19 protein-coding genes and 1 riboswitch are annotated in these 24,306 nt (G+C 71.6%); of the genes, 9 read left to right on the top strand and 10 right to left on the bottom strand.

What is annotated here, in order from left to right; translation table 11 throughout:
* Positions 1-158: 158 nt before the first annotated feature.
* Complete coding sequence (locus ACZ6S4_RS04200; protein ID WP_465473452.1) at positions 159-968, bottom strand: C40 family peptidase; 810 nt, start codon at positions 966-968, stop codon at positions 159-161.
* A 6-nt stretch (positions 969-974) separates the two neighbouring features.
* Positions 975-1,095, bottom strand: a riboswitch (cyclic di-AMP (ydaO/yuaA leader).
* A 523-nt stretch (positions 1,096-1,618) separates the two neighbouring features.
* Here ACZ6S4_RS04200 and ACZ6S4_RS04205 point away from each other — a divergent pair.
* Genes ACZ6S4_RS04205 through ACZ6S4_RS04215 form a run of 3 tightly spaced genes read left to right on the top strand, consistent with a single transcriptional unit; the run spans position 1,619 to position 4,392 of the window.
* Positions 1,619-2,839 carry a MurT ligase domain-containing protein gene (locus tag ACZ6S4_RS04205; RefSeq protein ID WP_465473503.1) on the top strand — a complete coding sequence of 407 codons (1,221 nt, stop codon included), beginning with the start codon at positions 1,619-1,621 and terminating at the stop codon, positions 2,837-2,839.
* A gap of 32 nt (positions 2,840-2,871) precedes the next feature.
* Complete coding sequence (locus ACZ6S4_RS04210; RefSeq protein ID WP_465473453.1) at positions 2,872-3,585, top strand: type 1 glutamine amidotransferase; 714 nt, start codon at positions 2,872-2,874, stop codon at positions 3,583-3,585.
* Positions 3,586-3,642: 57 nt separating this feature from the next.
* Entirely contained in the window at positions 3,643-4,392 is a 750-nt protein-coding gene (locus ACZ6S4_RS04215; protein WP_465473454.1) for a TVP38/TMEM64 family protein, read from the top strand.
* A gap of 299 nt (positions 4,393-4,691) precedes the next feature.
* Here the strand turns inward: ACZ6S4_RS04215 and aroA are convergent, their stop codons facing one another.
* Both aroA and leuS read right to left on the bottom strand, forming a co-directional pair.
* Positions 4,692-5,948, bottom strand: coding sequence for a 3-phosphoshikimate 1-carboxyvinyltransferase (gene aroA, locus ACZ6S4_RS04220; RefSeq protein ID WP_465473455.1), 1,257 nt, complete (start codon positions 5,946-5,948; stop codon positions 4,692-4,694).
* Positions 5,949-6,018: 70 nt separating this feature from the next.
* Entirely contained in the window at positions 6,019-8,841 is a 2,823-nt protein-coding gene (gene leuS, locus ACZ6S4_RS04225; RefSeq protein WP_465473456.1) for a leucine--tRNA ligase, read from the bottom strand.
* A 411-nt stretch (positions 8,842-9,252) separates the two neighbouring features.
* Here leuS and ACZ6S4_RS04230 point away from each other — a divergent pair, with 411 nt between their 5' ends.
* The 4 genes from ACZ6S4_RS04230 to ACZ6S4_RS04245 all read left to right on the top strand — a co-directional run bounded on the left by ACZ6S4_RS04230 (position 9,253) and on the right by ACZ6S4_RS04245 (position 14,340).
* Positions 9,253-10,302: an AAA family ATPase gene (locus tag ACZ6S4_RS04230; RefSeq protein WP_360548029.1), complete on the top strand. Its 1,050-nt coding sequence runs from the start codon at positions 9,253-9,255 to the stop codon at positions 10,300-10,302.
* Position 10,303: 1 nt separating this feature from the next.
* Entirely contained in the window at positions 10,304-11,593 is a 1,290-nt protein-coding gene (locus ACZ6S4_RS04235; RefSeq protein WP_465473457.1) for a DUF58 domain-containing protein, read from the top strand.
* A gap of 13 nt (positions 11,594-11,606) precedes the next feature.
* Complete coding sequence (locus ACZ6S4_RS04240; RefSeq protein ID WP_465473458.1) at positions 11,607-14,075, top strand: transglutaminase TgpA family protein; 2,469 nt, start codon at positions 11,607-11,609, stop codon at positions 14,073-14,075.
* Positions 14,076-14,148: 73 nt separating this feature from the next.
* Positions 14,149-14,340: a hypothetical protein gene (locus tag ACZ6S4_RS04245; protein ID WP_465473459.1), complete on the top strand. Its 192-nt coding sequence runs from the start codon at positions 14,149-14,151 to the stop codon at positions 14,338-14,340.
* A gap of 35 nt (positions 14,341-14,375) precedes the next feature.
* On the opposite strand, the gene ACZ6S4_RS04250 is transcribed toward ACZ6S4_RS04245, so the two are convergent.
* The 5 genes from ACZ6S4_RS04250 to ACZ6S4_RS04270 all read right to left on the bottom strand — a co-directional run bounded on the left by ACZ6S4_RS04250 (position 14,376) and on the right by ACZ6S4_RS04270 (position 18,726).
* Positions 14,376-14,798 (bottom strand): SgcJ/EcaC family oxidoreductase, encoded by a 423-nt coding sequence (locus ACZ6S4_RS04250; protein WP_465473460.1) that lies wholly within the window; start codon positions 14,796-14,798, stop codon positions 14,376-14,378.
* 229 nt (positions 14,799-15,027) lie between these two features.
* Positions 15,028-15,414 (bottom strand): DUF3040 domain-containing protein, encoded by a 387-nt coding sequence (locus tag ACZ6S4_RS04255; protein ID WP_212993889.1) that lies wholly within the window; start codon positions 15,412-15,414, stop codon positions 15,028-15,030.
* Between the two features lie 92 nt (positions 15,415-15,506).
* Positions 15,507-16,802 (bottom strand): DNA polymerase IV, encoded by a 1,296-nt coding sequence (locus ACZ6S4_RS04260; RefSeq protein ID WP_465473461.1) that lies wholly within the window; start codon positions 16,800-16,802, stop codon positions 15,507-15,509.
* Positions 16,803-16,840: 38 nt separating this feature from the next.
* The gene (locus ACZ6S4_RS04265; protein ID WP_465473462.1) at positions 16,841-17,983 is read right to left on the bottom strand and encodes an alkaline phosphatase family protein; all 1,143 of its coding nucleotides are present in this window, start codon (positions 17,981-17,983) and stop codon (positions 16,841-16,843) included.
* Positions 17,980-18,726 carry a methyltransferase domain-containing protein gene (locus tag ACZ6S4_RS04270; RefSeq protein WP_465473463.1) on the bottom strand — a complete coding sequence of 249 codons (747 nt, stop codon included), beginning with the start codon at positions 18,724-18,726 and terminating at the stop codon, positions 17,980-17,982. Before ACZ6S4_RS04270 ends, ACZ6S4_RS04265 begins: the two co-directional genes overlap by 4 nt.
* Before the next feature lie 149 nt (positions 18,727-18,875).
* Between ACZ6S4_RS04270 and ACZ6S4_RS04275 the strand changes: the two genes are divergently transcribed.
* Positions 18,876-19,307 (top strand): ester cyclase, encoded by a 432-nt coding sequence (locus ACZ6S4_RS04275; protein ID WP_465473464.1) that lies wholly within the window; start codon positions 18,876-18,878, stop codon positions 19,305-19,307.
* Entirely contained in the window at positions 19,304-19,930 is a 627-nt protein-coding gene (locus ACZ6S4_RS04280) for a TetR/AcrR family transcriptional regulator (protein WP_465473465.1), read from the top strand. Before ACZ6S4_RS04275 ends, ACZ6S4_RS04280 begins: the two co-directional genes overlap by 4 nt.
* On the opposite strand, the gene ACZ6S4_RS04285 is transcribed toward ACZ6S4_RS04280, so the two are convergent.
* Both ACZ6S4_RS04285 and ACZ6S4_RS04290 read right to left on the bottom strand, forming a co-directional pair.
* On the bottom strand, positions 19,917-20,297 hold the full coding sequence (locus ACZ6S4_RS04285) for an SSI family serine proteinase inhibitor (protein ID WP_465473466.1): 381 nt from the start codon (positions 20,295-20,297) through the stop codon (positions 19,917-19,919). The genes ACZ6S4_RS04280 and ACZ6S4_RS04285 overlap by 14 nt on opposite strands.
* Before the next feature lie 89 nt (positions 20,298-20,386).
* Complete coding sequence (locus ACZ6S4_RS04290) at positions 20,387-23,722, bottom strand: error-prone DNA polymerase (protein ID WP_465473467.1); 3,336 nt, start codon at positions 23,720-23,722, stop codon at positions 20,387-20,389.
* Between the last annotated feature and the right edge of the window lie 584 nt (positions 23,723-24,306).

Here is a 24,306-nt window from a genome sequence, read left to right on the forward strand (position 1 = left end):
GCGTTGTTGGGTGGTCAGGGTGGGTGGGGCGGCGTAAGACACGGACAGGGGGGGGGGGGGGGCGGGTCGGCCCCCCCCCCCCCCCCCCCCCCCCCCCCCCACTGAACTGTCGTACTGCTCTTACTTGCGCTGTCGGTGACCGTACCGCTGAGCCGAACTCAGACGAGGCGGCGCACGACGTAGTTCTTGCCGTAGACCTTCTGCTTCTTGACCTTGTCACCCGTGTGCGGTGCGGCCCACATGTAGCCGCCGCCGGCGTAGATGCCGACGTGGGTGCCGTAGGAGCCGGAGCGGAAGACCAGGAGGTCGCCGGCCTTCTTGCTGCCCTTGCCGACGGCCTTGCCGTACCGCTGCTGCGAGTTGGCCTTGTGCGGCAGCTTCTTGCCGACGGCCTTCTTGTAGACGTACATGGTGTAGCCGGAGCAGTCGAACCGGTTCGGCCCGGAAGCACCGAACTTGTACGGCGCGCCCTTGTGCTTGGCCGCCTCGGCCAGCACCTTGGCCGCCTTGTTCTGCGTCTTCACGGTGATCTTGGTCTGGCCGCTGCGCGTCGAGGTGTAGCCCTTACCGCCGGAGAAGACGGTGCGGTAGTACAGCGACGAGCCGGGCTTGGTCAGGATCGAGACCGCGCCCTTGGAGTCGGTCGACCGGGTGACCCAGGTCTTCCACGACTTGCCGCCCCTGATCTGCAGCTTGACCTTGACGCTCTTGACGCCCTTGCCGGTCTTCGGGTTGATGAGCTTCGCGGTGACCCGGACCGTCTGACCCTTCTTCAGCGTCTTCCTGTTGTAGGAATTCGTGAGCTTGGGCTTGACGGCTGCCGCCGCGGCCGCCGTGACGGGCGCCGGAGCGGCGGAGGCCGCCGGGGTGCCGATCAGCTGGCTGGCAGCGAGGCTGAGACCCAGGGACAGAGCGATGGGACCGGTGCCGACGGTACGACGACGCCGGTGCGAGGTGCTTTCGTGCACGGTAGAGAGATCCCTCCGGCACGCCTGCGAGGTTAGCTGTCGGGTTCGGGCGGGAAGGTTGCCCGGCCACCGATGGTGGCTTCACCCCAAGGTCCCCGTGGTACGCCGCGAGTGGCGCGTGCCCCGTGGACCGAATCTGGGTCCCCCGTCCCTGCCCCCGTATGCCTGTGTTGTCGAACGCGTGCGTGTGGTCGCGCCGCCCGGACCGGGGCAGGGCTCGGCGTGGTCCGATGCGGTGCGAGCGGCGAGCGGGCGCTCACCGGCTCACCCTTGCTACCCGATTTCCCGGCGGACTGCAGGGCTCGACTTGACTACTCTCCGTATTTGGCACGTGGGCCGCTGTCCGGTTTGTAACCAGGCCGTGACAAATGCCGGTGCACCTGGTGATGGGGTGATCACTTTAGGTCGAAGGTTACGGGTGAAACACAACACATAAAAAGCCCCATCGGGGTCGATCATGGGCCGGACCGAGGTCGGGAGAATGTGACCGTAAACGCCCCCAGCGGCGCAAACTCGGCGACGGGCGGCGTAGCGGAGATCATCCGTTCGGCCGAGGGGGCGGTCCGGCGGCGGCTGTCCACAGGTCGGAGCCGGGGCCACTCGACGTAGTGTCCGTTTCCGGTACCCTCGTCGCCGTGACGGACGGGAAGATGCCCCTACGGGCCAAGGTCGCGACCTCCGTGTCGCGAACCGCTGCGGCGCTCTCACGGGCGGCCGGCCGCGGCGACGGCTCGGTGATCGGCGGGTGGATCGGTCTCAAGATCGATCCCGACCTGCTGAAGAACCTCGCCGCCGGCCGCGCGATCGCGCTGGTCTCGGGCACCAACGGCAAGACGACCACGACCCGGTTCACCGCGGCCGCCCTCGGCGTGCTGGGCCCGGTCGCCACCAACTCCTTCGGCGCCAACATGCCCACCGGGCACACCTCGGCCCTGGCCAAGGCCGGTGCCACCCCGTTCGCGGTGCTCGAGGTCGACGAGCACTACCTGGCCCGGGTCATCGACGAGACCACCCCGCGGGTGGTGGCGCTGCTCAACCTCTCGCGCGACCAGCTCGACCGGGCCAAGGAAGTCGCCATGATGGCGCAGATGTGGCGGACCGCCCTGGCCGCCCACCCCGACGTGCACGTGGTCGCCAACGCCGACGACCCGATGGTGGTCTGGGCGGCGGTCAACACCGCGCATGTCGTCTGGTTCAGCGCGGGCCAGCGCTGGCACGACGACTCGTTCGTCTGCCCGGAGTGCGGCTCCCCGATCGAACGCGCCAACGGCGACTGGCGCTGCACCGGATGCCCGCTGCGCCGCCCGCAGGCCCAGTGGACCGTCGAGGACGACGGCGTCATCGACCCCCGCGGCGACTGGCACCTGGTCAAGCTCCAGCTGCCCGGGCACGTCAACCTGGGCAACGCCGCCACCGCGCTGGCCGTGGCCGCCGAGTTCGGCGTCCGCCCGATAGAGGCCGTCCCCCGGCTGGCCGGCGTCTCCTCGGTGGCGGGCCGCTACGCCCAGGTGGAACGCGACGGCCGCAACATCCGGCTGCTGCTGGCCAAGAACCCGGCCAGCTGGCTCGAGGCGTTCGACATGGCCGAGGTGGCCCCCACCCTGCTGTCGATCAACGCCCGCGACCCCGACGGCTTCGACACGTCCTGGCTCTACGACGTCGACTTCTCCCCGCTGCGCGGCCGGCAGGTGCTGATCACCGGCGACCGGGCCTACGACCTGGCCGTGCGGCTCGAAGTGAACGATGTCGCCTTCCGGCACGTGCATACCTTCGACGAGGCGGTGCAGGCCAGCCCGCCCGGTCGCCTAGAAGTGATCGCCAACTACACGGCGTTCCAGGACATCCGAGCGGAGTTGGACCGTGTCAACTGAGCATGCCCGCAGCGGAAAACCGAGGAAAAACCATGCTTGAGAGCACCCTGCGGATCGTCTGGATCTATCCCGACCTGCTCTCGACGTACGGCGATCGGGGGAATCTGCTGATCCTGGGGCGCCGCGCGGCGCTGCGGGGCATCCCGGTGGAGACGTATGAGGTCCGCTCGGACCAGGCCATGCCCACCACCGCCGACATCTATCTGATCGGCGGCGGCGAGGACGGCCCGCAGGCGCTGGCCGCCCAGCGGCTGATCGCCGACGGCGGCCTGCACCGGGCCGTCCACCAGGGCGCGGCCGTGCTCGCCGTGTGCGCCGGCTACCAGCTGTTCGGCAGCTCGTTCTTCGCCAAGGGCGCCAAGTGCGCCGGCCTGGACCTGCTCGACCTCAGCTCGGACCGGGGCGAGACACGCGCGGTGGGCGAGGTTCGCGGCGACATCGATCCCCGGCTAGGGTTGCCCCCGTTGACCGGATTCGAGAACCACGGCGGCCGGACCCACCTGGGTCCCGGAGTGGCACCGCTGGCCCGGGTGACCGCCGGCATCGGCAACGACGGCCAGACCGAGGGCGCCTGGCACGGCAAGATCCTCGGCACCTACGCGCACGGCCCGGCGCTGGCCCGCAACCCAGCGATAGCCGATCTGCTACTGCGCTGGGCGATCGGCGCGGATAGTCTTCAAGCGCTCGACGACACCTGGGCCGACCGGCTCAGAGGCGAGCGGCTCGCCGCGGCAGGCGCCGCCTGAGCACGACAGGCGCCGATCACCAGACCTGGACCGACGAGACCTTAGGGGTACGCCTGCATGACTGACACCCTGATCGCCCCGCGGGGCATCGCCACCCCCGCCACGGACCCTCAGGTCAGCACGCAGCACCCGACGACCCCGCTCGGCTGGCGGCGCCGGCTCACCCGCGTCGGCATCCTCGCCGCCGTCATCGCCGCCCTGGGCGTGGCGGCAGCGGTCCTGCCGTTGCAGGCCATCGCGGACTCGGTCGTGGGCCTCGGCCCGGCGGCAGCCGTCGCGATCGCCGTCGTGGGCGGACTGCTCCTGTCGGTGCTCGTCCCCCGTACCGCAATCACCCTGGCCTGCGGCGCCCTGCTCGGCCCGGCCACCGGCGCGGCCACCGCGCTGGCCGCGGCCATCATCGCCGCCGTGGCGACCTACTACGCGGGCCGCTGGGCCGGCCGAGGCGCCCTGGGCGCGCGGGCGGGCGGCAAACTGGACCGCCTGGACGGCTGGCTGAACCGCCGCGGCCTGTCAGCGGTGCTGCTGGTCCGCTTCCTGCCGCTGGCCCCGTTCGGCCTGATCGGCTACGCCTACGGCACGACATCGGTGTGCCGCAAGCGCTACCTGCTCGGCACGACACTGGCATCGGTGCCGTCCGCGGTCTCGTACGCGGTGATCGGCGCGGCGGTGGCCTCGCCGGGCTCGATGAACCCGCTGACGCTGGCGCCGGCGGCGATCGGGATCGGCCTGACGACGACGATCGTGCTGCGGTGGCGCCTGGCCGCCCGGCGTGATGCCGCGGCGGCGGCCGCTGCGGCCGCCTGAGCCGACGCACCTGGAGAAACGACGCACGGCCCGCCGCATCCCCGGCGGGCCGTTCTCCTTTCAACCCGTTGTCCCCCGCCACAGCGCTCGAAGCGCTCTCCCCCGGCAACAGCGCATTCCCCGTGACAACGCACACGCGACCGAAGCACGTCAGGCCGGTAAGCCACCCAGGCCCCTGCGGGCCGCCTCGGAGACCTTGGAAATTTCTGGCCGCCATAAGGGCCATCGGCCACCAAGATCTCCAACGCCGCGTAGATCAAGCGCCAACGGCGGTGCAGCGGGCAGCGGCAGCGGAGCGGTCAGCTCAACGCGGCGAGGTCGGTGAAGAAGTGCGGGTACGTCTTGGCCACGCAACCCGGGTCAGCGATCTCGATCCCCGGCGACCGCAACCCCAGCAGCGACAGACTCATCGCCATCCGGTGGTCCTCGTACGTGGCGAACCGGGTCGGCCGCGGCACCCCCGGACGGATCGTGAAGCCGTCCTCGTCCTCCACCGCGTCGATCCCGGCCCGGCGCAGCTCGGTCACCACCGCCGCCACCCGATTTGTCTCTTTGCCGCGGATGAAGCCGATCCCCCGCACCCGGGTCGGCGAGTCCGCGTAGACCGCCACCGCCGCCAACGTCTGCGCCGTATCCGAAATATCGGACATGTCGACGTCGATCCCGTGCAGAGGGCCCGCCGCGCTGACCGTCAACGAGTCGGCCGAGCGGGTCACAGTCGCCCCCATCCGCCCCAGCACGTCCGCGAAGCCGACATCGCCCTGCAGACTCGAACTGCCGAGCCCGCGTACCGTCACCCGGCCGCCCGCGATCGCCGCCGCGCCCAGGAAGTAGGAAGCCGCGCTGGCATCCGGCTCCACCGCGTACTCCGTGGGCTGGTAAGTGCCCGGCGCCACGGTGAGGCCGTCGACGCGTACGCCGAAGGCTGCCATCACCGCCCGGGTCATCTCCACGTACGGCACCGACACCAGCGGGGAGGTCAGCTCCACGGTGAGGCCGTCGGCCATCAGGGGGCCGGCCATCAGCAGGCCGGACAGGAACTGGCTGGAGATGTGACCGCTGACCTGCACCGGACCGCCGCGCAGCGGGCCACGCACAGTCGCGGGCAGGAACCCCGTCGTGGAGACCTCCGCGCCCAGGTCGCGCAGGGCGTCCAGGACCGGGCCGAACGGGCGCGCACGCAGCTGCGGGGTGCCGTCGACCACGGTACGGCCGGGACGCAGCGCCGCCGCCGGCAGGATGAAACGGGATGTGGTGCCGGACTGCCGGGCGTCGACGGCGGCGTCGGCTGATCCGGTACGGGGGTCGACGCCGGTCACCCGGATCACGGCCGCCTCGGGGTCCGCATCGACGGTGGCACCCAGGCCGGCCACCGCATCGAGCATCGCCCGGGTGTCGTCCGCGAACAGGGCCCCGGTCAGCGTCGACGTGCCCGGGGCCAGGGCGGCGCAGAGCAGCGCCCGGTTGGTGATGCTCTTCGACCCCGGTGGGCGCACGGTCGCGTCCAGGCGGGAGTTCAGCGGGGCGACAGTCAGGACGTCCGGGAGATCAGGCACGTACCGGATTGTTCCGGTACGGCGTGCCCGACCTCCCGACGGCCCTGCCGTTGTCCTGCATGTGGAACGGTCAGACGACGACGCTGACCAGCCGGCCGGCGACCACGATCACCTTGCGGGGCTCCCGGCCCGCCAGCGCCTCGGCCACCGACTCCAGCGCTGCCGCGCGTACCGTCTCCTCGCTCGCGTCCGGCGCGACCTCGACCCGGCCGCGGACCTTGCCGTTGACCTGCACCGGGTAGGTGACCGACTCGGCCACCAGCTGGGCCGGGTCGGGCACCGGGAAGTCGGCGTAGGCCAGCGTGTCGTCGTGGCCCAGCTTGCGCCACAGCTCCTCGGCCAGGTGCGGCGCGAACGGCGAGGTCATCAGCACCAGCGGCTCGATCGCCTCGCGGGACGTCGTGCCCAGCGGGGTCAGCGTGTTGGTCAGCTGGATCAGCTTGGCGATGGCCGTGTTGAACCGCAGTTCGTCCATGTCCTCGCGGACACCGTCGATGGTGCGGTGCAGCACGCGCCGGGTCGCCGGGTCCAGCGGGTCGTCGGTGACCCGGACCGCGCCGGTCTCCTCGTCGACCACCAGGCGCCAGACCCGCTGCAGGAAGCGCTGCGAGCCGACGACCGCGCGGGTGTCCCAGGGGCGGGACACGTCCAGCGGGCCCATCGCCATCTCGTACACCCGGAACGTGTCGGCGCCGTACTGCTCGCTCATGTCGTCCGGGGTGACCACGTTCTTCAGCGACTTGCCCATCTTGCCGTACTCGCGGGCGACCTCCTGCTCGCCGAAGTACCACTTGCCGTCGCGCTCGACGACCTCCTCGGCGGGCACGATGACGCCGCGCGCGTCGCGGAACGCGTACGCCTGGATGTAGCCCTGGTTGAACAGCTTGCGGAACGGCTCGAAGGACGAGATGTGGCCCAGGTCGTACAGCACCTTGTGCCAGAAGCGGGCGTACAGCAGGTGCAGGACCGCGTGCTCGACGCCGCCGACGTACAGGTCGACGCCGCCGCAGTCCGCGGCATCCTTCGGGCCCATCCAGTAGGCCTCGTTCTCCTTCTCGACCAGCACCTTGTCGTTGTGCGGATCCAGGTAGCGCAGCTCGTACCAGCAAGAGCCGGCCCACTGCGGCATCGTGTTGGTCTCGCGCGTGTAGGTCCTGGGCCCGTCGCCCAGGTCCAGCTCGACGGTCACCCAGTCCTTCTTGCGCGACAGCGGCGTCTCCGGCTCGCTGTGCTCGTCGTCCGGGTCGAAGGTGCGCGGCGAGAAGTCGTCGGTGTCCGGCAGCACCACCGGCAGCATCGACTCGGGCAGCGCGACGGGCAGGCCGGTCTCGTCGTAAACGATCGGGAACGGCTCGCCCCAGTAGCGCTGCCGGCTGAACAGCCAGTCGCGCAGCCGGAACGTGGTCGCGCCCCGGCCGTGGCCGTGCTCCTCCAGCCAGGAGATCATCGCGGCCTTGGCGTCGGCCACGCCCATCCCGTTCAGCCAGTCGCTGTTGATCGCCGGGGCGTCGCCGGTGAAGGCACCGTCGAAACCGTCGGGCGCCTGCACCGTACGGATGATCGGCAGGTCGAAGACCTCCGCGAAGGCCCAGTCGCGCTCGTCCTGGCCGGGCACCGCCATGATCGCGCCCGTGCCGTAGCCGGCCAGCACGTAGTCGGCGATGAACACCGGGATGCGCGCGCCGTTGACCGGGTTGGTCGCGTACGCGCCGGTGAAGACGCCGGTCTTGACCTTGGCGTCGGCGGTCCGCTCCTCCTCGGTCTTGGCCGCGGCCTCCGCCCGGTACGCCGCGACGGCCTCCCCCGGGCTCGCGTGCCCACCCGTCCAGACGGCCTTGGTGCCCTCGGGCCAGGCCGCCGGCACGACGGAGTCGACCAGGGTGTGCTCGGGCGCCAGCACCATGTACGTCGCGCCGAACAGCGTGTCGGGCCGGGTGGTGAAGACGCTGATCACGTCGTCGTCGCCGCCGACCGGGAAGTCCACGTGCGCGCCCTGGGAACGGCCGATCCAGTTGCGCTGCATCAGCTTGACCGGCTCGGGCCAGTCCAGCGTGTCCAGGTCGTCGACCAGCCGGTCGCCGTAGGAGGTGATGCGCATCATCCACTGCTTCAGGCTGCGCTTGAAGACCGGGAAGTTGCCGCGCTCGCTGCGCCCGTCCGGGGTGACCTCCTCGTTGGCCAGCACGGTGCCCAGCCCCGGGCACCAGTTGACCGGCGCCTCACTGACGTACGCCAGGCGGTAGTCGTTGATCACCTGCCGGCGCTCGACGTCGGACAGCTCCGCCCACGCCCGCCCGTCGGGCGTCTCGCGCTCGCCGGCCTCGAACTGCGAGACCAGGATCTCGATCGGCTTGGCCTTGGCGTCGGACGGGTCGAACCACGAGTTGAAGACCTGCAGGAAGATCCACTGCGTCCAGCGGTAGTACTCGGGGTCGGTGGTGGAGAAGCTGCGCCGCTCGTCGTAGGCCAGGCCCAGCCGGCGCAGCTGACCGCGGTAGCGCTCGACGTTGGCCTCGGTGGTGATCCGGGGATGGGTGCCGGTCTGCACCGCGTACTGCTCGGCGGGCAGGCCGAAGGCGTCGAAGCCCATCGGGTGCAGCACGTTGTAGCCCGCCATCCGCTTGTAGCGGGTGTAGCAGTCCGTGCCGATGTAGCCCAGCGGGTGCCCGACGTGCAGGCCGGCGCCGGACGGGTAGGGGAACATGTCCTGCACGTGCAGCTTCGGCGCCCCGGCCCGCGGGTGCTCGGGATCGGCCAGCTCACCGGTGGGGTTCGGCGCGTGGAACGTGCCGTGGCCGGACCAGAATTCCTGCCAGCGGGGCTCGATCTCCGCGGCCAGCGCCGCTGTGTAGCGGTACGGCGGGACGTCCGCGTTGGTCTCGGACTCGCTCATCGTCACCATCTCGTTCTTTTCGAAAAGTCAGTCGACAAGGATCACCTACTTCAGGGCACAAAAAAGCCCCTCTCGCAGGAGGGGGCGCCGCGCTGTTCTCTGTTATGAGATCAGCACGGCTGGCTAAGAAGCAGGAAGGACCGAGCCATGACTGCATGATACCGGGCGTCCGGTTCGCGCGGCACCCGGTATCAACCGTGCTGATTCGTAACCCATCCGATATGCGTGTCCAGTTGACCACTAGCCGTCACTGCCGCTAGCGCGCGCTCGGCAGGTTGCTGTGACCGGGCTAACCTGTGAGGAACGGGCGGCGAGCGCCGGAGGCCCACGGACCGCCGGCCGCCCGCGAACCTTCGGTTTCTTTTCTACGTGAGCACGTAGGAAGGGGCTTGAACGACATGGAGGAGGCCCGTGACAACGCCAACCTGGGACCAGCCCGGCGGTCCCCTGCCGAGTGATGAGTTCCTCGCCGCAAGCGGGGCCATCATGGCCAACATCGAGCAGGTCATCGAGGGCAAGAGTGCGACGGTCCGGCTGGCTCTGGCCGTGCTGCTCGCCGAGGGCCACTTGCTGATCGAGGACGTGCCGGGCGTCGGCAAGACCAAGCTCGCCAAGGCGCTCGCCCGCTCGATCGACTGTTCGGTCCGGCGCATCCAGTTCACCCCCGACCTGCTGCCCAGCGATGTGACCGGGGTCAGCGTCTACAACCAGGAGACGCGCGACTTCGAGTTCAAGCCGGGTGCGGTGTTCGCCAACCTGGTGGTCGGCGACGAGATCAACCGGGCTTCGCCCAAGACCCAGTCCGCCCTGCTCGAGTGCATGGAGGAGCGGCAGGTCACGGTCGACGGCACGACGTACGAGCTGCAGGCGCCGTTCATGGTCATCGCGACCCAGAACCCGATCGAGATGGAGGGCACTTACCCCCTCCCCGAGGCGCAGCGCGACCGCTTCACCGCCCGCATCGCGATGGGCTACCCGGACCCGCGCGCCGAGATGGCGATGCTCAACGGTCACGGCGCCCACGACCCGCTGAACGACCTGCGGTCCGTCGCCGACGCCGCCCTGGTGCGCCGGCTGATCGCCACGGCACGCGACGTGCACGCGGCCGATGCCGTCCAGCAGTACGCGATCGCGCTCGTCACGGCCACCCGGGAGGCACCGGAGATCCGCCTCGGCGCGTCACCGCGGTCCACCCTGCAGCTCATCCGTACGGCCAAGGCCGTCGCCGCCCTCGAGGGTCGCGACTACGTCCTGCCCGACGACCTGCAGACCCTGGCCGTGCCGGTGCTGGCCCACCGCATCATCCCGACCGCGGACGCCCAGCTCAACCGGCGTACGACCGACGCCATCGTGGCCGAGATCGTGCACCGGCTGCCCCTGCCGCACGACCGCAACCGCTCGCCGTACGACACGCGCGCGGTCGGCGACACCCGCGGGCAGTACGAGTCCCGGGGGCGCTGACATGCGCGAGGCCATGCGGGGACTGACCACCCGCGGCCGCTCCTTCCTGGCCGCCGGCTCGGCCGCCGCCATCTCGGCGTTCATCCTCGGCGAGAAGGACCTGCTGCGGGTGGCGATCCTGCTGGCCATGCTGCCGCTGCTGGCCGCGGCGTACGTCGGGCGCAGCCGCTACAAGCTGGCGTGCACCCGCTCGCTGGAGCCCGGCCGCGCCCCGGTCGGCTCCAGCGCGCGGGTCATCCTGCGCCTGCAGAACATGTCCCGGCTGCCCACCGGCACGCTGCTGCTGGAGGACCGGCTGCCGTACGCCCTGGGCAGCCGGCCGCGGGTCGTGCTGGAGCGGCTCGGCGCGCACCAGGCCAGTTCGGTGGCGTACACGGTCCGCGCCGACGTGCGCGGCCGCTACCCGGTCGGCCCGCTGGTGATCCGGCTGACCGACCCGTTCGGGCTGTGCGAGCTGACCCGCTCGTTCCCCAGCGTCGACCGGCTCACGGTCATCCCGCAGGTCGTCCCGCTGCCCGCCGTGCGGCTGGCCGGCGAGTATGCGGGCACCGGCGACAGCCGCGCCCGGTCGGTGGCCGTGCACGGCGAGGACGACGCGGCGACCCGGGAGTACCGGCGCGGCGACGACCTGCGCCGGGTGCACTGGCGTTCCACCGCCCGCACCGGTGAGCTCATGGTGCGCCGCGAGGAGCAGCCGTGGGAGAGCCGAGCTACCGTCGTTCTGGACACCCGTCAAGCCGCGCATCGTGGCGAGGGCCCGACGGCGAGCTTCGAATGGGCCGTCTCGGCCGCCGCCAGCATCGCGATGCACCTGCGCCAGGCCGGCTACAAGCTGCGCCTGGTTACCGGGGACGGGACCGACGTCGACGCCACCGAGATCGGTGGTGAGGGCGCGATCCTGGACACCCTCGCCGACGTCAAGCTGACCCGCGCCGGTGACATCTCGGTGCTGGTCGACCAGGTCCGGCGGCGTTCCGACGGCGGCCTGGTGATCGGCCTGTTCGGCACGCTCAGCGTGGCCGAGGCCCAGGTGCTCACCGGGCTGCGTGGCAACGGCGCCACCTGCATCGGGTTCGCGATCGACAGTTCCACCTGGGTGAACATGCCACCCGGGGAACGCACCGAGGCCGACCGGGCGCACGGCGCCACGGCTCTGGCCCTGGTCCGCAGCGGCTGGCGTTCGGTGCCGGTCGCGCACGGCGACTCGCTCGCCGCGCTCTGGCCGGCGGCCGGACGCGGTTCGCAAGGTTTCGCCTACCGGGCGGCGATGGCCGAGACGGTCGGGCGATGAGGGGAGTTCTACGGTGACCGGGCGACGACGACTGGGACTCGTGGCGGCGGCCGCGACCCTGCTGGCGGCGGCGCCGCTGTCGGCGATCTTCGACACCTGGACCTGGCTGCTGGAGTGCATCCTCGCGGTCGGCCTGGTGGCCGGTGCGGCGGTGCTGACCCGTACGCTGCGTTTCCCGTCCTGGGCGCAGGCCCTGGGCATGGTCGTGGTGCTGCTGCTGACCCTGACCTGGATGTTCCCCAGCGGCGACGAACTGCTCTCGCTGATCCCGTCCCCGGCGACGTTCGAGCACTTCGGCGCGTTGTTCACCGACGCCGGCAACGACACCCGCTCGTACGGTGTGCCGGTCCCCGACCGCGAAGGCCTGCTGTTCGTCGCCGTCTTCGGCATCGGGGCGGTCGCGATCGCGGTCGACCTGCTCACCGTCGTGGCCCGGAAGCCGGCCCTGGCCGGCCTGCCGATGCTGGCCATCTACTCGGTCCCGGTCGCCGTGTACGTCGACAGCGTCCCGGTGCTGCCGTTCATCGTCGGCGCGACCGGCTTCCTCTGGCTGCTGGTGGCCGACAACGTGGACCGGGTGCGCCGCTTCGGCCGCCGCTTCACCGGCGACGGCCGCGACGTCGACGTCTGGGAGCCGTCGCCGCTGGCCGCGGCCGGACGCCGGCTCGCCGTGATCGGCGTCGCCACGGCCGTGCTGCTGCCGGTGATCGTCCCGGGCCTCAACACCGGCCTGCTCAACTCGCTCACCCAGGTCGGCAGCGGCACCGGTACGGGCGGCTCGGGCAAGGGTGGCACCGGCCGGATCAACCTGTTCGCCTCGCTCAGCGGCCAGCTCAACCAGACCCAGGTCACCAACTACGTCCGGGTCACGACCAACGAACCGGACCCGTTCTACCTGCGCTTCGGCGTCGCCGACGTGCTCTCCTCGGACGGCTTCAGCAACCGCACGCCGAACGGCCAGCCCCTGTCCCGCGGCCTCTACGACCCCCGCGAGAGCGGCACCACGTCCGGCCCGCAGTACCGCCAGTACCACGCCGAGGTGGAGATCACGAAGGACTTCGGCCAGACCCTGGCCCCGGTCTACGCGACCCCGATCGACGCCGACGGCCTCGACGGCGCGTGGTCGTACGACCAGAACACCCAGGTGGTCTACTCCAACCGCACGACCACCAAGGAGAAGAAGTACTCGTTCGACTACGTGCGGGCCAAGTACACGCCCGCCGAGCTGCGCAGCGCCGAGGCCCTGCCCCGCGACAACCCGCTGCGGACCCAGTTCACCACGGTCCCGCAGGACGCGAAGGTCGAGAAGCTGGTCGACGACCTGACCAAGGGCGAGCGCACCGAGTACGACAAGGTCGCGGCGATCTACCGCTACTTCTCCAAGGACAACGGCTTCTCGTACAGCCTGCAGACCGCGGACCCGGAGGCGGGCGCGTCGGCGATCACGTCGTTCCTGGAGGGCAAGGCGGGCTACTGCCAGCAGTACGCGGCGGCGATGGCGTGGATGGTCCGCGAGGCGGGCATCCCGGCCCGGGTGGCGTTCGGCTTCACCCGCGGCAGCACCCGCGACGGCGAGGCGTACGTGCTGACGAACCGTAACGCCCACGCGTGGACCGAGGTCTACCTGGACGGCTTCGGCTGGGTCCCGTTCGACGCGACCCCGGCGGCCGCGGTGGTCGGCTCGACCCGCTCCGACTGGGCCCCCGACACCGACGCGGTGGAGACGCCGTCCCCGACGTCGACCGCCACGGTGGCCCCGGGCGCCGACACCTCGGCCGGACCGGGCGCGGCGGAACGCCCGGACCGCGACGTCGACGCCGGCGCCCAGGGCCTGAACGACCCGGCGAACCAGTCGGGCCCCTCGACGACGGCCCTGCTGACAGCGGGAATCATCGCCCTGATCCTGGTCCTGCTGGCGGTGCCGGCCCTGCGCCGGGTCCTAGTCCGCAGGCGCCGCCACGCGGCAACAGCTCCGAAGACAACGGTGGCGGCAGCGACGGGTCCGGCCCCACCGGGCACCCGGGAAGTCGTGGTGACCACAGAAGCGGTACGCGCCCGCGAGGACGCCCACGCCGCCTGGGACGAACTGGTCGACACGATGATCGACTACCGCGTACCGGTGGACCCGACGGAAACGCCGAGGCACACCGCCCAGCGCCTGGTCCGCGAAGCCGACCTGACCGACACGCCGGCGGAGTCGGCGACGCTGCTGGGCCGGGCCGAGGAACGAGCCCGGTACGCCCGGCAGCCGCTGCAGGGCGGCGAGCTGACGGTGGCACTGAACCAGGTCCGCAAGGGCCTGGCCAGGACGGCGACGAAGCGGACGCGGTTCGCGGCGGTCGTGCTGCCGCCGTCGGTGCTGCTGCGGTGGCGGCTGGGCATGGGCGACACGTCGGCCCGGTGGGTCGGCAGTTTCAGCCGGGGCCGTGACCTGCTGGTCCGCTTCAGCCCCCGCCGCCTGCTGGCGAACCGGGCCCGCTGACCCGAAGCCGCTCTGCCGGACCTCAGGTTCCGGCGGGGCGGCTCGTCTGATCAGGACCCGTATGGTCTTCGGCGTGGACGCGCGAGGACGACGGACCGACACGACCAGGATCCTGGGCACCATCGCCGTGGTCGTCGGCCTGCTGGTCTCGGTCATCGGACTGGTCACGGACAGCACGCCCGCCAAGGGCTACTTCTTCGCGGGCCTGCTCGTGCTCACCGGACTCGGCCTCCGCCTGGAGGCAGCACTCACCGACCGCCGCTGACGGCGATCGGTTGTCCCGGGCGGCCGAGTGTGTCGCTAGGCGACGACGGCCGTGTTCTGGCCGGCCACGATCTTCCAGGTGCCGCCGGTCCGGGACCACAGGTAGGTCGGGCTTCCCGTGCCATCCGTAGCGAGCGGCTGTCCGGCCGCGTCGAGGTACTGCTGGCGCACGCCGGTCAGGGCCACGTCGGGCGTGATGAAGGCGATGTGCTCGACCTCGTAGGTCACCGAGCTGTCGGCCATCGCGCCGGGCAGGACCGTGCGGGTGAAGTCGCTGATCTCTTCGAGACCGATCAGGCGTCTTCCCGCGCCGTTCACCCAGACCGCGGTGGGCGCGAACAGGGCGAGGAAGCCCTCGACGTCTTCCTGCTGCTGGGAGCGTTCGAGCTCGGCCACCGACGCGATGAGGTCGTGCCGGTCGCGTTCGGGTGCCGATGAGGGGGTGAAGGTCGGAGTCATCGGCAGACGGTAAAACCGGAACTCGGCTTGAGGTCAACCCCGGCGCCGCGAGCCGGAGGAGTCACAGTGGGCCGCTGCATGCTGCAGCCACGGCCTTGTCCGGGCGTAGCAATGAGCGGCGTCCCTCTGCAGGACGCCGCTGCGATTTCCTGCTCATCGTGGGTGATGAGCGTGCGGATACGGCGATGGCGGCCGGATGGCCGCCATTCGTCGCCGCTGGTTGTCCGGGCTAGCGGTGGCCCTCGGGACGCTGACGCCAGCGGTCCTCGAGCCGGTCGATGAAGCCCGCTTTCCGGGTCGAGCGGGTGCGGCGGGTCGCGGTGCCACCGACGGCGTGCAGGTCAGGGGCCTGACCCTTCCGGCGGCTCTGCATCCCGAACGCGGCCGCGGCCAGCATGACCACGAATCCCGCCACGCCGAGCAGCGTGTTGCTGCTCACCGTGCCGTAGACAACCAACGCCAGACCAGCGACGATCACGAACGCGGCGACGACGAGTCGGCGCCGGGCGTGGAAACGCGGGTCGCTGGCCCGCACAGCCGAGGCGAATTTGGGGTCCTCGGCAAGCGACTGCTCGATCTGGTCGAACAGCCGCTGCTCGTGCTCCGAGAGCGGCACGGCATTCCTCCCCGGGCGCATGTCCGGCCCCCCGGCGGTGGTGCAGGCGGGCCGATGGTGCGAGACAGCCGACCGGCTGCCTTACCGCAAGTCTACGAGGGCGTTGGCGGGTCGGAAAGCGGGACGACCGTCGAGTGCGGGTGATTTTCGGTTCGGCGATGATCGGTTTGTCCCAAAAGACTGGCCGGTCCGACGATGGAGCGGCCGAAACGGACCGCCAGAGCGTCCGTCGCGGCCTCCGCCTCGCGCCAGCCGCGCTCCGGCTCCCCCAGCGTGAGCTGCCGTGATGTGGTCGCGGCGGCGCTGAGGCCCTCGACCCGGACGCCGACGAGGCGGATCGGCTCGGCGACCCGCAGCGCCTCGAAGAGCGTCCAGGAAGTCGCAAAAATCTCCCGGGCCACATCGGTGCCCGTCGGCATCGTGCGGGACCGGTTGACCGTCCGGAAGTCCGCCACCCGGATCTTGATCGTGACGGTCCGGCCCACGTGCCCGGCGGCGCGCAGCCGGGCGCCGACCTTGTCGGCCAGCGCCAGCAGGCTGCGCCGGATCGTCACCGGGTCGGTGACGTCAGTGTCGTACGTCATCTCGGCGCCGATCGACTTCTCCACGTGCTCGGCCACCACCCGGCGGCTGTCCCGCCCCCAGGCCAGCTCGTGCAGGTGCGCGGCGGATGCCTCCCCGAGCGCGGCCCGCAGCATGCCCAGCGGCGCGGCGGCCAGGTCACCGACCGTCATCAGCCCGAGCCGGTGCAGCGTCTCGGCGGCCTTCTCCCCCACGCCCCACAGCGCGTCCACCGGCAGCGGGTGCAGGAAGTCGAGCACCTGGCCGGCCGGGACGACGATCACGCCGTCGGGCTTGGCCCGGGTGGAGCCCAGCTTGGCCACGAACTTGCTCGGCGCGACCCCGACCGAGCAGGTCAGCCGCTGCTCCTCGGCGATCCGGGCGCGGATGTCCCGGGCGATGACCGCCGGACGGCCGAGCAGCCGCTGGGCGCCGGCCACATCGAGGAAGGCCTCGTCCAGGGAGAGCGGCTCGACCAGCGGCGTGACATCGCGGAAGATCCGCATGACGGCAGTGGAAGCGGCCGAATACTCGGAGAAGTCGGGTGGCAGGAACACCGCGTGCGGGCACAGGGCGCGGGCGCGCATGGCCGGCATCGCGCTGCGCACGCCGAAGCGGCGGGCCTCGTAGCTGGCCGAGCTGACCACGCCGCGCGGGCCCAGCCCGCCCACGATGACCGCCTTGCCGCGCAGCTCAGGGCGGCGGCGGACCTCAACGGCGGCGAAGAACGCGTCCATGTCGACGTGCAGGATGGTGCAGCCCGCGTCGTCGGCCTCCGGCCCGAACCGCGGATCACGCCCCCGGCCGATGGCCTGACTTCGTCCCACGAGGGAACGCTATCCGCGGGGTACGACAAAAAGCCGGGTCAGCGCACGATCAGCAGCGGAATGGTCATCTCGGCCGCGGTCACCGACCCGTGGTACGCGACCAGCTGCCCCACCGCCGGCGGCTCCCACCCACTGGCCACGATCACAGTCCGCCCCAGGCAGATCACCACCACGTCACCGAGCCGGCTCTCGTGCTCGGGCGGCACCGGCCCGTACCAGCCGCCCGCGATCGCTTCCTCGCGCGTCAGCACCCACGCCGACTCCCCCAGCACCCCGCGCCACGCGGCGATCACGTCGTCGCGGGCGCCGTCCTCCACGTACAGGTAGCGGACCCGGGGTTCACCGGCGACCGCGACGATCCCGGCCGCCAGCACCGGGTCCCGGCCCAGGTCGATGCGGCCCTCGGTGGGCACGTTGAGCTGCCCGTGATCGGCCGTGACCAGCAGCGCCGCGCCTTCCGGCAGTCCGTCGGCGAGCCGCGCCACGAGCCGGCCGACCTCCCGGGCCGCTTCCTGCCAGGGTGGTGAGTCGACGCCGGTGCCGTGCCCGTGGTGATCGAGGTCGGGGTGGTAGCCGTAGACCAGCCCGGGCCGGGACAGCGCCTCCAGCATGCGTTCGGACAGGGCGAGCGGGTCGGCGGCGCCGGAGAAGGTGGCTCCTCGGTTGGCCGCCACGGTGAGGCCGGTGCCCTCGAATTCGGGCCGGGTCACCTGGGTGACGGGCAGGCCGGCTGCCATCGCCGTCTCGAAACGGGTCGGTTGCGGCTGCCACTTGGCCGGGTCCGGGTCGTCGCCCCACCTGATGTGGTTGAGGATGCCGCCGTCGGGCTTGCGCAGCGTGAAGCCGAGGATGCCGTGTGCGCCGGGCAGTGCGCCGGTGCCCAGGGTGACCAGGCTGACCGGGGTCGTGGAGGGAAAACCCGAGGTGAGGGCCCGGGCGGGCAGCTCACCCAGGATCGGGGCGTGGGCCGCGGCGACCGGGATCTGGTACGTGCCCAGCCCGTCGACCAGCAGCACCGCGATCCGGTCCACCCCGTCGAGCTCGGCGCCCAGCCCCAGCACATCCGTGGCACCGGGCACGCCGAGCACCGCGGAGACACTGGGCATCAGGTCGGCCAGGCTGGCGCTCCCGTACGCGGGCCGGACCGGGGTGAAGGCCTCCGGGGGCAGCTGATCGGTCATGGGCGCCGCGCGAAGAGGTGCAGCTGGGAGGCGATGTCGCGGAACGGCGGGCGGGCGGAGAGGGCCAGTTCCAGCTCCAGCATCGCCTGCGGGTCCGCCTCCACCATGGCGGCCGGTACGAGGTCGGCGAGTACGCGTACCCCATGGATCTCCTCGACTGTGAGGCCCGCCGCGCTCAGCAGCGCCGACGCGGTCTCCGCGTCGTAGCGCCGGCGCAGGGTGTCGCGGGTGCCGGCGCGACCCTCGTCGTCGCCGAAGAGCGCGGCCGCCGCGGCGATGTGGCCGTTGACCGCGCGGCCCAGCACGGCTGCCGCCCGGCCGGCGACCAGGAGGCTGACCGCGCCGCCGGGGCGCAGGGCAGCGCTGATGGCCGCCACCACCTCGGCCGGCTCGTCGACGACCTCCAGCACGGAGTGGCACAGGATCAGGTCGGCGCTGCCGGGCGCGACCAGCCCGGCGAGCGCGTCGCCGTCGCCCTGCACCGCGCGGACCCGGTCGGCCACGCCCGCGTCGGCGGCCCGGCGGGTCAGGGCGGCGAGGGCGTCGGGGCTGGCGTCCACGACGGTCACGGTGTGCCCGGCCTCGGCCAGCGGCACGGCGAAACCACCCGTCCCGCCGCCGACGTCCAGCACGGTCAGCTCCCGCCCGGCGCTGCGCTCGAGCTCGCGGCGCAGCACGGCCCAGACGGCAGCGGTACGCACGGTGACGGGCGGGCGGGGGGTTCGCGTCGATGCGGTGTCCACCTGGGCAGCGTATCGGCCGGGCGCGCAGCCGGAGTGCGGAGCCGCTTCGCTGGAGGACGGCGGCCGGTCTTTCCATGATCGTTGCCGGCGGCGGTGACCTGGCTGGAACGTGGTTCCAGTCAATGCCGTACCGGAAAGGGACACCACCGATGAACACTGCCGAGAAGCTGGCCCGTCAGGTGCTCGAGGTCTTCGACACCGGGGACGTCGCCGCCGCCGGGCACCTGGTCGCCGAGGACTTCGTCGATCACGGCGCGCCACCGTGGGCGCCGCAGGGCCGCGCGGGTTACCTCCAGATCCTCACGTTCCTCACCACCGCGCTGAAGATCCGCTACGAGGTGCACGACATGGTCGCCGATGGGGACAAGGTGGCGGTCCGGGCCACCGCGCACGGCGTCCACGACGTCGATACGCTCGGCTTCGCACCCACCGGCAAGCCGTACGCGATGCCGACCATGCACCTCTATCGCGCCGAGGGCGGCCTGCTCGCCGAGCACTGGGGCGTCCGCGACGAGCTGAGCGTGCTGTGGCAGGTCGGCGCGTTGCGGCCACCGGCGCCGATCCCCCTGAGCGAGGCATGAGAAACACGGCGAGAGCGGAACAGGTCCGGGCCACCCGGCAGAAGGTACTGGTGGCGGCCCGTGACCTGTTCCTGCGCCGGGGCTACTTCGGCGCGACCATCGAGGCGATCGCCAAACGGGCCGCGGTCAGCCCGCAGACCGTCTACAACGTGGTCGGTGGCAAGGCGGCGCTGCTCAAGGCGGTGTACGACGTGGCCCTGGCCGGCGACGACGAGCCCGTACCGATGATCGAGCGACCGATCGCGCGGGCCATGCTGGCCGCCACCGATCCGCAGGAGTGCCTGCGGTTGTACGCCCGGATGGGCCGGGAGCTGGCCGAACGGGCCGGACCGCTGATCGCGGTGGTGTTCGTGCAGGGCGCGGGACGCGACCCGGACGTCCGCGCGTTCGTCGACAAGATCGAGGGTGAGCGGGCGATCGGCACCGCCGGGGTGGCCCGGCACGTCGCGCGGCGCTTCGGGCTGCGCGACGGGCTGACGGAGGCGGAGGCCGGCGACGTGCTGTGGGCCCTGACCGCGCCGGAACTGCTGGACCGCTTCACCCGCCGGCGCGGCTGGAGCCTGGACCGCTACGAGCGCTGGCTGGCCGTGACCATGGCGGAGTCGCTGCTCAGAAGGCCGTGAGCACCCCGGTCGTGCGGTGCATGTCGCAGCGGTTGCCGAACTTGTGCGACCAGTTCACCGGGCGGCCCCGCCAGGTGCCCTTGACCTGGGCGGTCACCGGCGCGTACTCCATCGTGCACATCAGCGGCGCGGGGGTGAGCCGGCTCGGGTCGCCGCCGACGGCGGCCAGCGACCGGCAGGCCTTGACCTTCTTGGGGTGGGCCCCGCCGGCGGGATCGCACCGCAGCTTCACCGCGGCCGCGTAGCCGGCCTCAGCCAGATAACTCACCGTAAGGTCAGTCTTCTTCACCGCAGCCGTGGAGGCCGGTGGGGCGGCGGCTGCCGGGGCCGCGAGCAGGAGGACTGCGGCGGCGATGGTGCTGATCATGGTGCTCTCCCCGATGCCACGTTTCCAGTGCGCATCCGGTCTACGCCACAAAAGGTGCAGGATGCGCAGAACGGAAATATAGTGTCCGTTCACCGGAAGTCGCGGGACGCCGGGCTGATCGGTGGGGTGACCGCCTCCAGCCGGTCCGCCACCAGGTTGAGCACACCCTCGGATTTCTCCAGCCGCCCCCGCACGATCAGCGCCGCGCTGCTGCGCGCCACCCGCTTGTACCGCTGCCACAGCCCGGGCGAACAGGTCACGTTGAGCATCCCGGTCTCGTCCTCGAGGTTGATGAACGTGACCCCGCCCGCCGTCGCCGGCCGCTGCCGGTGGGTGACGATGCCGCCGACCCGGATCCGGGTGCCGGCCTCGACCCGGCCCAGCCGGGCGATCGGCACCGCCTCCGCGCGGTCCAGCTCGGCCCGGATGAACTGGGCGGGATGCGCGTCCGGGGACAGGCCGGTGGCCCAGACGTCCGCGACGAGCTTGTCCACATCGGCCATGCCGGGCAGCGTCGGCGCGGTCGTGCCGGTGACCGTACCCGGCAGGCGGTCCGGTTTGTCCGAGGCGGCGGCGCCCGCCGCCCACAGCGCCTCGCGCCGCGAGAGGCCGAAACCCGCGAAGGCGTCGGCGGTCGCGAGGGCCTCCAGGTGGGCGGTCGAGCATCCGGTCCGGCGCGCGAGATCCGCGAGATCCCGGTACGGCCCGTGCGCGCGACGCTCCTGCTCGATGACCCCGGCCAGGTCGTCGCCGAGGGTACGGACGCTGCTCAGCCCCATCCGCACAGCCGGGCCGCCCAGTCCCCAGGCGTGCGGCGGTTCCCCGGGCGCGCTGCCCCAGCGGGTCTGCGCGGTCGACTCCAGCACCGCGGCGGCGTCGCTCAGATTGATGTCCGGGCGGCGCACCTCGACGCCGTGCCGGCGGGCGTCGTCGACCAGCGACTGCGGCGAGTAGAAGCCCATCGGCTGGGCGTTGAGCAGCGCCGCGCAGAACGCCGCCGGGTGATAGCGCTTGAGCCAGGAACTGGCGTAGACCAGGTACGCGAAGCTCATCGCGTGGCTCTCCGGGAAGCCGTAACTGGCGAACGCGGACAGCTTCTGGAACAGGTCGTCGGCCAGCTCACCGGTGATACCCCGGGCGGCCATCCCGGCGTACAGGCGGCTCTTGATCCGTTCCATCTTCTCCACCGACCGTTTGGATCCCATCGCCCGGCGCAGCTGATCGGCCTCGGCCGGGTCGAAGCCCGCGACGTCGATGGCCAGCTGCATCAGCTGCTCCTGGAACAGCGGCACACCCAGGGTCTTCTCCAGCGCGTTGCGCATCAGCGGGTGCGGGTAGGTGACCTCCTCCAGGCCGTTCTTGCGCCGGATGAAGGGGTGCACCGAGCCGCCCTGGATCGGGCCGGGCCGGATCAGCGCGACCTCGACGACCAGGTCGTAGAACTCGCGGGGCTTGAGCCGGGGCAGCGTCGCCATCTGCGCGCGGCTCTCCACCTGGAAGACCCCGACGGAATCGGCCCGGCACAACATGTCGTAGACCTCGGGATCGTCCAGCCGCATGGTGCCGATGTCCAGGTCGGAGGAGATCATGTCGTACGCGTAGTGCAGCGCCGACAGCATGCCCAGCCCCAGCAGGTCGAACTTGACCAGCTCGATCGCCGCGCAGTCGTCCTTGTCCCACTGCAGCACCGTGCGCCCGGGCATCCGCCCCCACTCCACCGGGCACACCTCGATGATCGGCCGGTCGCAGATGACCATGCCGCCGGAGTGGATGCCCAGGTGCCGGGGGAAGTTCTGCACCTGGTTGGCGAACGCCACGACCTGCTCGGGGATCTCCTCCACGTCGACCGAGGCGACACTGCCCCACCGGTCGATCTGCTTGCTCCAGGCGTCCTGCTGCCCGGGCGAGAAACCGAAGGCCTTGGCCATGTCCCGGACGGCGGACCGCGGGCGGTACGAGATCACGTTGGCGACCTGCGCGGTGTGCTCCCGGCCGTACCGGCGGTAGACGTACTGGATGACCTCCTCGCGGCGGTCGGACTCGATGTCGACGTCGATGTCCGGCGGCCCGTCCCGCTCCGGGGCCAGGAACCGCTCGAACAGCAGGTCGTACGCGACGGCGTCCACGTTGGTGATGCGCAGCGCGTAACAGACCGCGGAGTTGGCGGCCGAGCCCCGCCCCTGGCAGTAGATGTCCGCGTCCCGGCAGAACTTCACGATGTCGTAGACCACCAGGAAGTACCCGGGGAAGTTCAGCTCCGCGATCATCTTCAGCTCGTGCTCGATCTGCGCGTACGCCCGCGGATGGGCCTGCGGCGGCCCGTACCGCTCCCGCGCGCCGCGCATGGTCAGCTCCCGCAGCCAGCTCATCTCGGTGTGCCCGGGCGGAATGTCGAAATCGGGCAGCTTCGGCGCGACCAGATTGAGGTCGAAGGCAAGATCATCACCGAACATCGCGGCGTTCTCCACCGCCCCCGGGTACGCCACGAACCGCCGCCGCATCTCGGCCCCACTGCGCAGGTGGGCGGTGCCGGCGGCAGGCAGCCAGCCGTCCATGTCGTCGAGGCTGCGCCGCGCCCGTACGGCGGCCAGCGCGGTGGCCAGCCGGCGCCGCGCCGGGGTCGCATAGTGCACGTTGTTGGTCGCGACCACCTCCAGCCGGCGACTGCGGGCCAGCTCGTACAGGGCGTCGTTGCGGTCGTCGTCGTAGGGGTCGCCGTGCGCGGTCAGCTCCACCACGACATTGCTGCGGCCGAACAGACGGACGAGCCGGTCCAGCTCGTACGCGGCAGCCGGCATCCCGCCACTGGCCAGCGCCCGCGGCACACTGCCCTTGCGGCACCCGGTCAGCACGAGCACATGATCACGCAGGACCGCGGCAACGTCCTCCAGCTCCCCGTACGCCGGTTTGCCCTTCTCCTCGCCGTCGAGCTGCCCGCGGGAGATGGTCCGGGCCAGCCGGGCGTACCCCTCGGGGCCGTGCGCGAGGGCGAGCAGATGCCGGCCCTCGGGGTCGGCCTCACCGTTCTGCGGCCTGGCGAGATCCAGCGACAACTCGGCGCCGAAAATCGTGGGCAAGCCCAGCTCACGGGCGGCCTGCGAGAAACGCACGACCCCGTAGAACCCGTCATGGTCGGTGACGGCGAGTCCGGTGAGACCCAGGCGGGCGGCCTCCTCGGCGAGCTCCTCCGGGTGGCTGGCGCCGTCCAGGAAACTGAAGTTGGTGTGGCAGTGCAGTTCGGCGTACCGGTCACGGCTGGGTGCCCGGACCAGGGCCGGCGCCTGATAGGGCTGCCGCTTGCGGCTCCAGGCGGGGGAATCCCCGCCGTCGCCGTCGACGGCGAGCGGATCGACGACATGCAGATGTTTGCCGGTGAGCGTGCCCTCCAGCTTGGACCACGGCATCCGCGGATTGTGGAAACTCATCGTCCGGCGGCCTTAGTCATAGATGGCCTCGATCGCCCAGTGCCCGGCGGCGAGGGAGAGCAGCAGGGCCCGGCCGTCGTCGAGGCTGACCTGGAAGCGGGCGCGGCGGCGGGCCTCGGCGGGGGCCCACCAGCGCTCGTCGACCGGCCACGGGCCGGCCCAGCCGGCGATCACGACGGGGGCGGCGGTGCCGATGAGCAGGAAGGTGGGGTCGCCGGTGAGCTCGAGGCGGGCGCTGACGCCCACGGGATGACGGTCGGCATCGAGCACGACGGCGGGCAGGGCCTGCGGGAGAACCAGGGCCGGCGCGGGGCGGGGCAGGCGACCGGGCCAGGGCGGCATCGGTACGGGACGTTTGACGCCTTTACGTCCTCGCTTGCGGCCGGCCTCCCCAGCGGGGGTCTTCCCCGGCGTTGCCGCTTCCGGCTTTCGGCTTCCCTCCGCCTCGGCGGCTTCCGGCTTTCGTTCTCTTCCTTCCGTCTCCGCTGCCGTCTTCGGCGGCCGCGCTTCCGCTTCGAGCGTTCGCTCCTTCCCTCCCACCGCCACATCCAGCCGCGAACCGGCCGCTTCCGCTTCGAGCGTTC

The sequence above is a fragment of the Actinoplanes sp. NPDC051405 genome, from assembly GCF_055586185.1.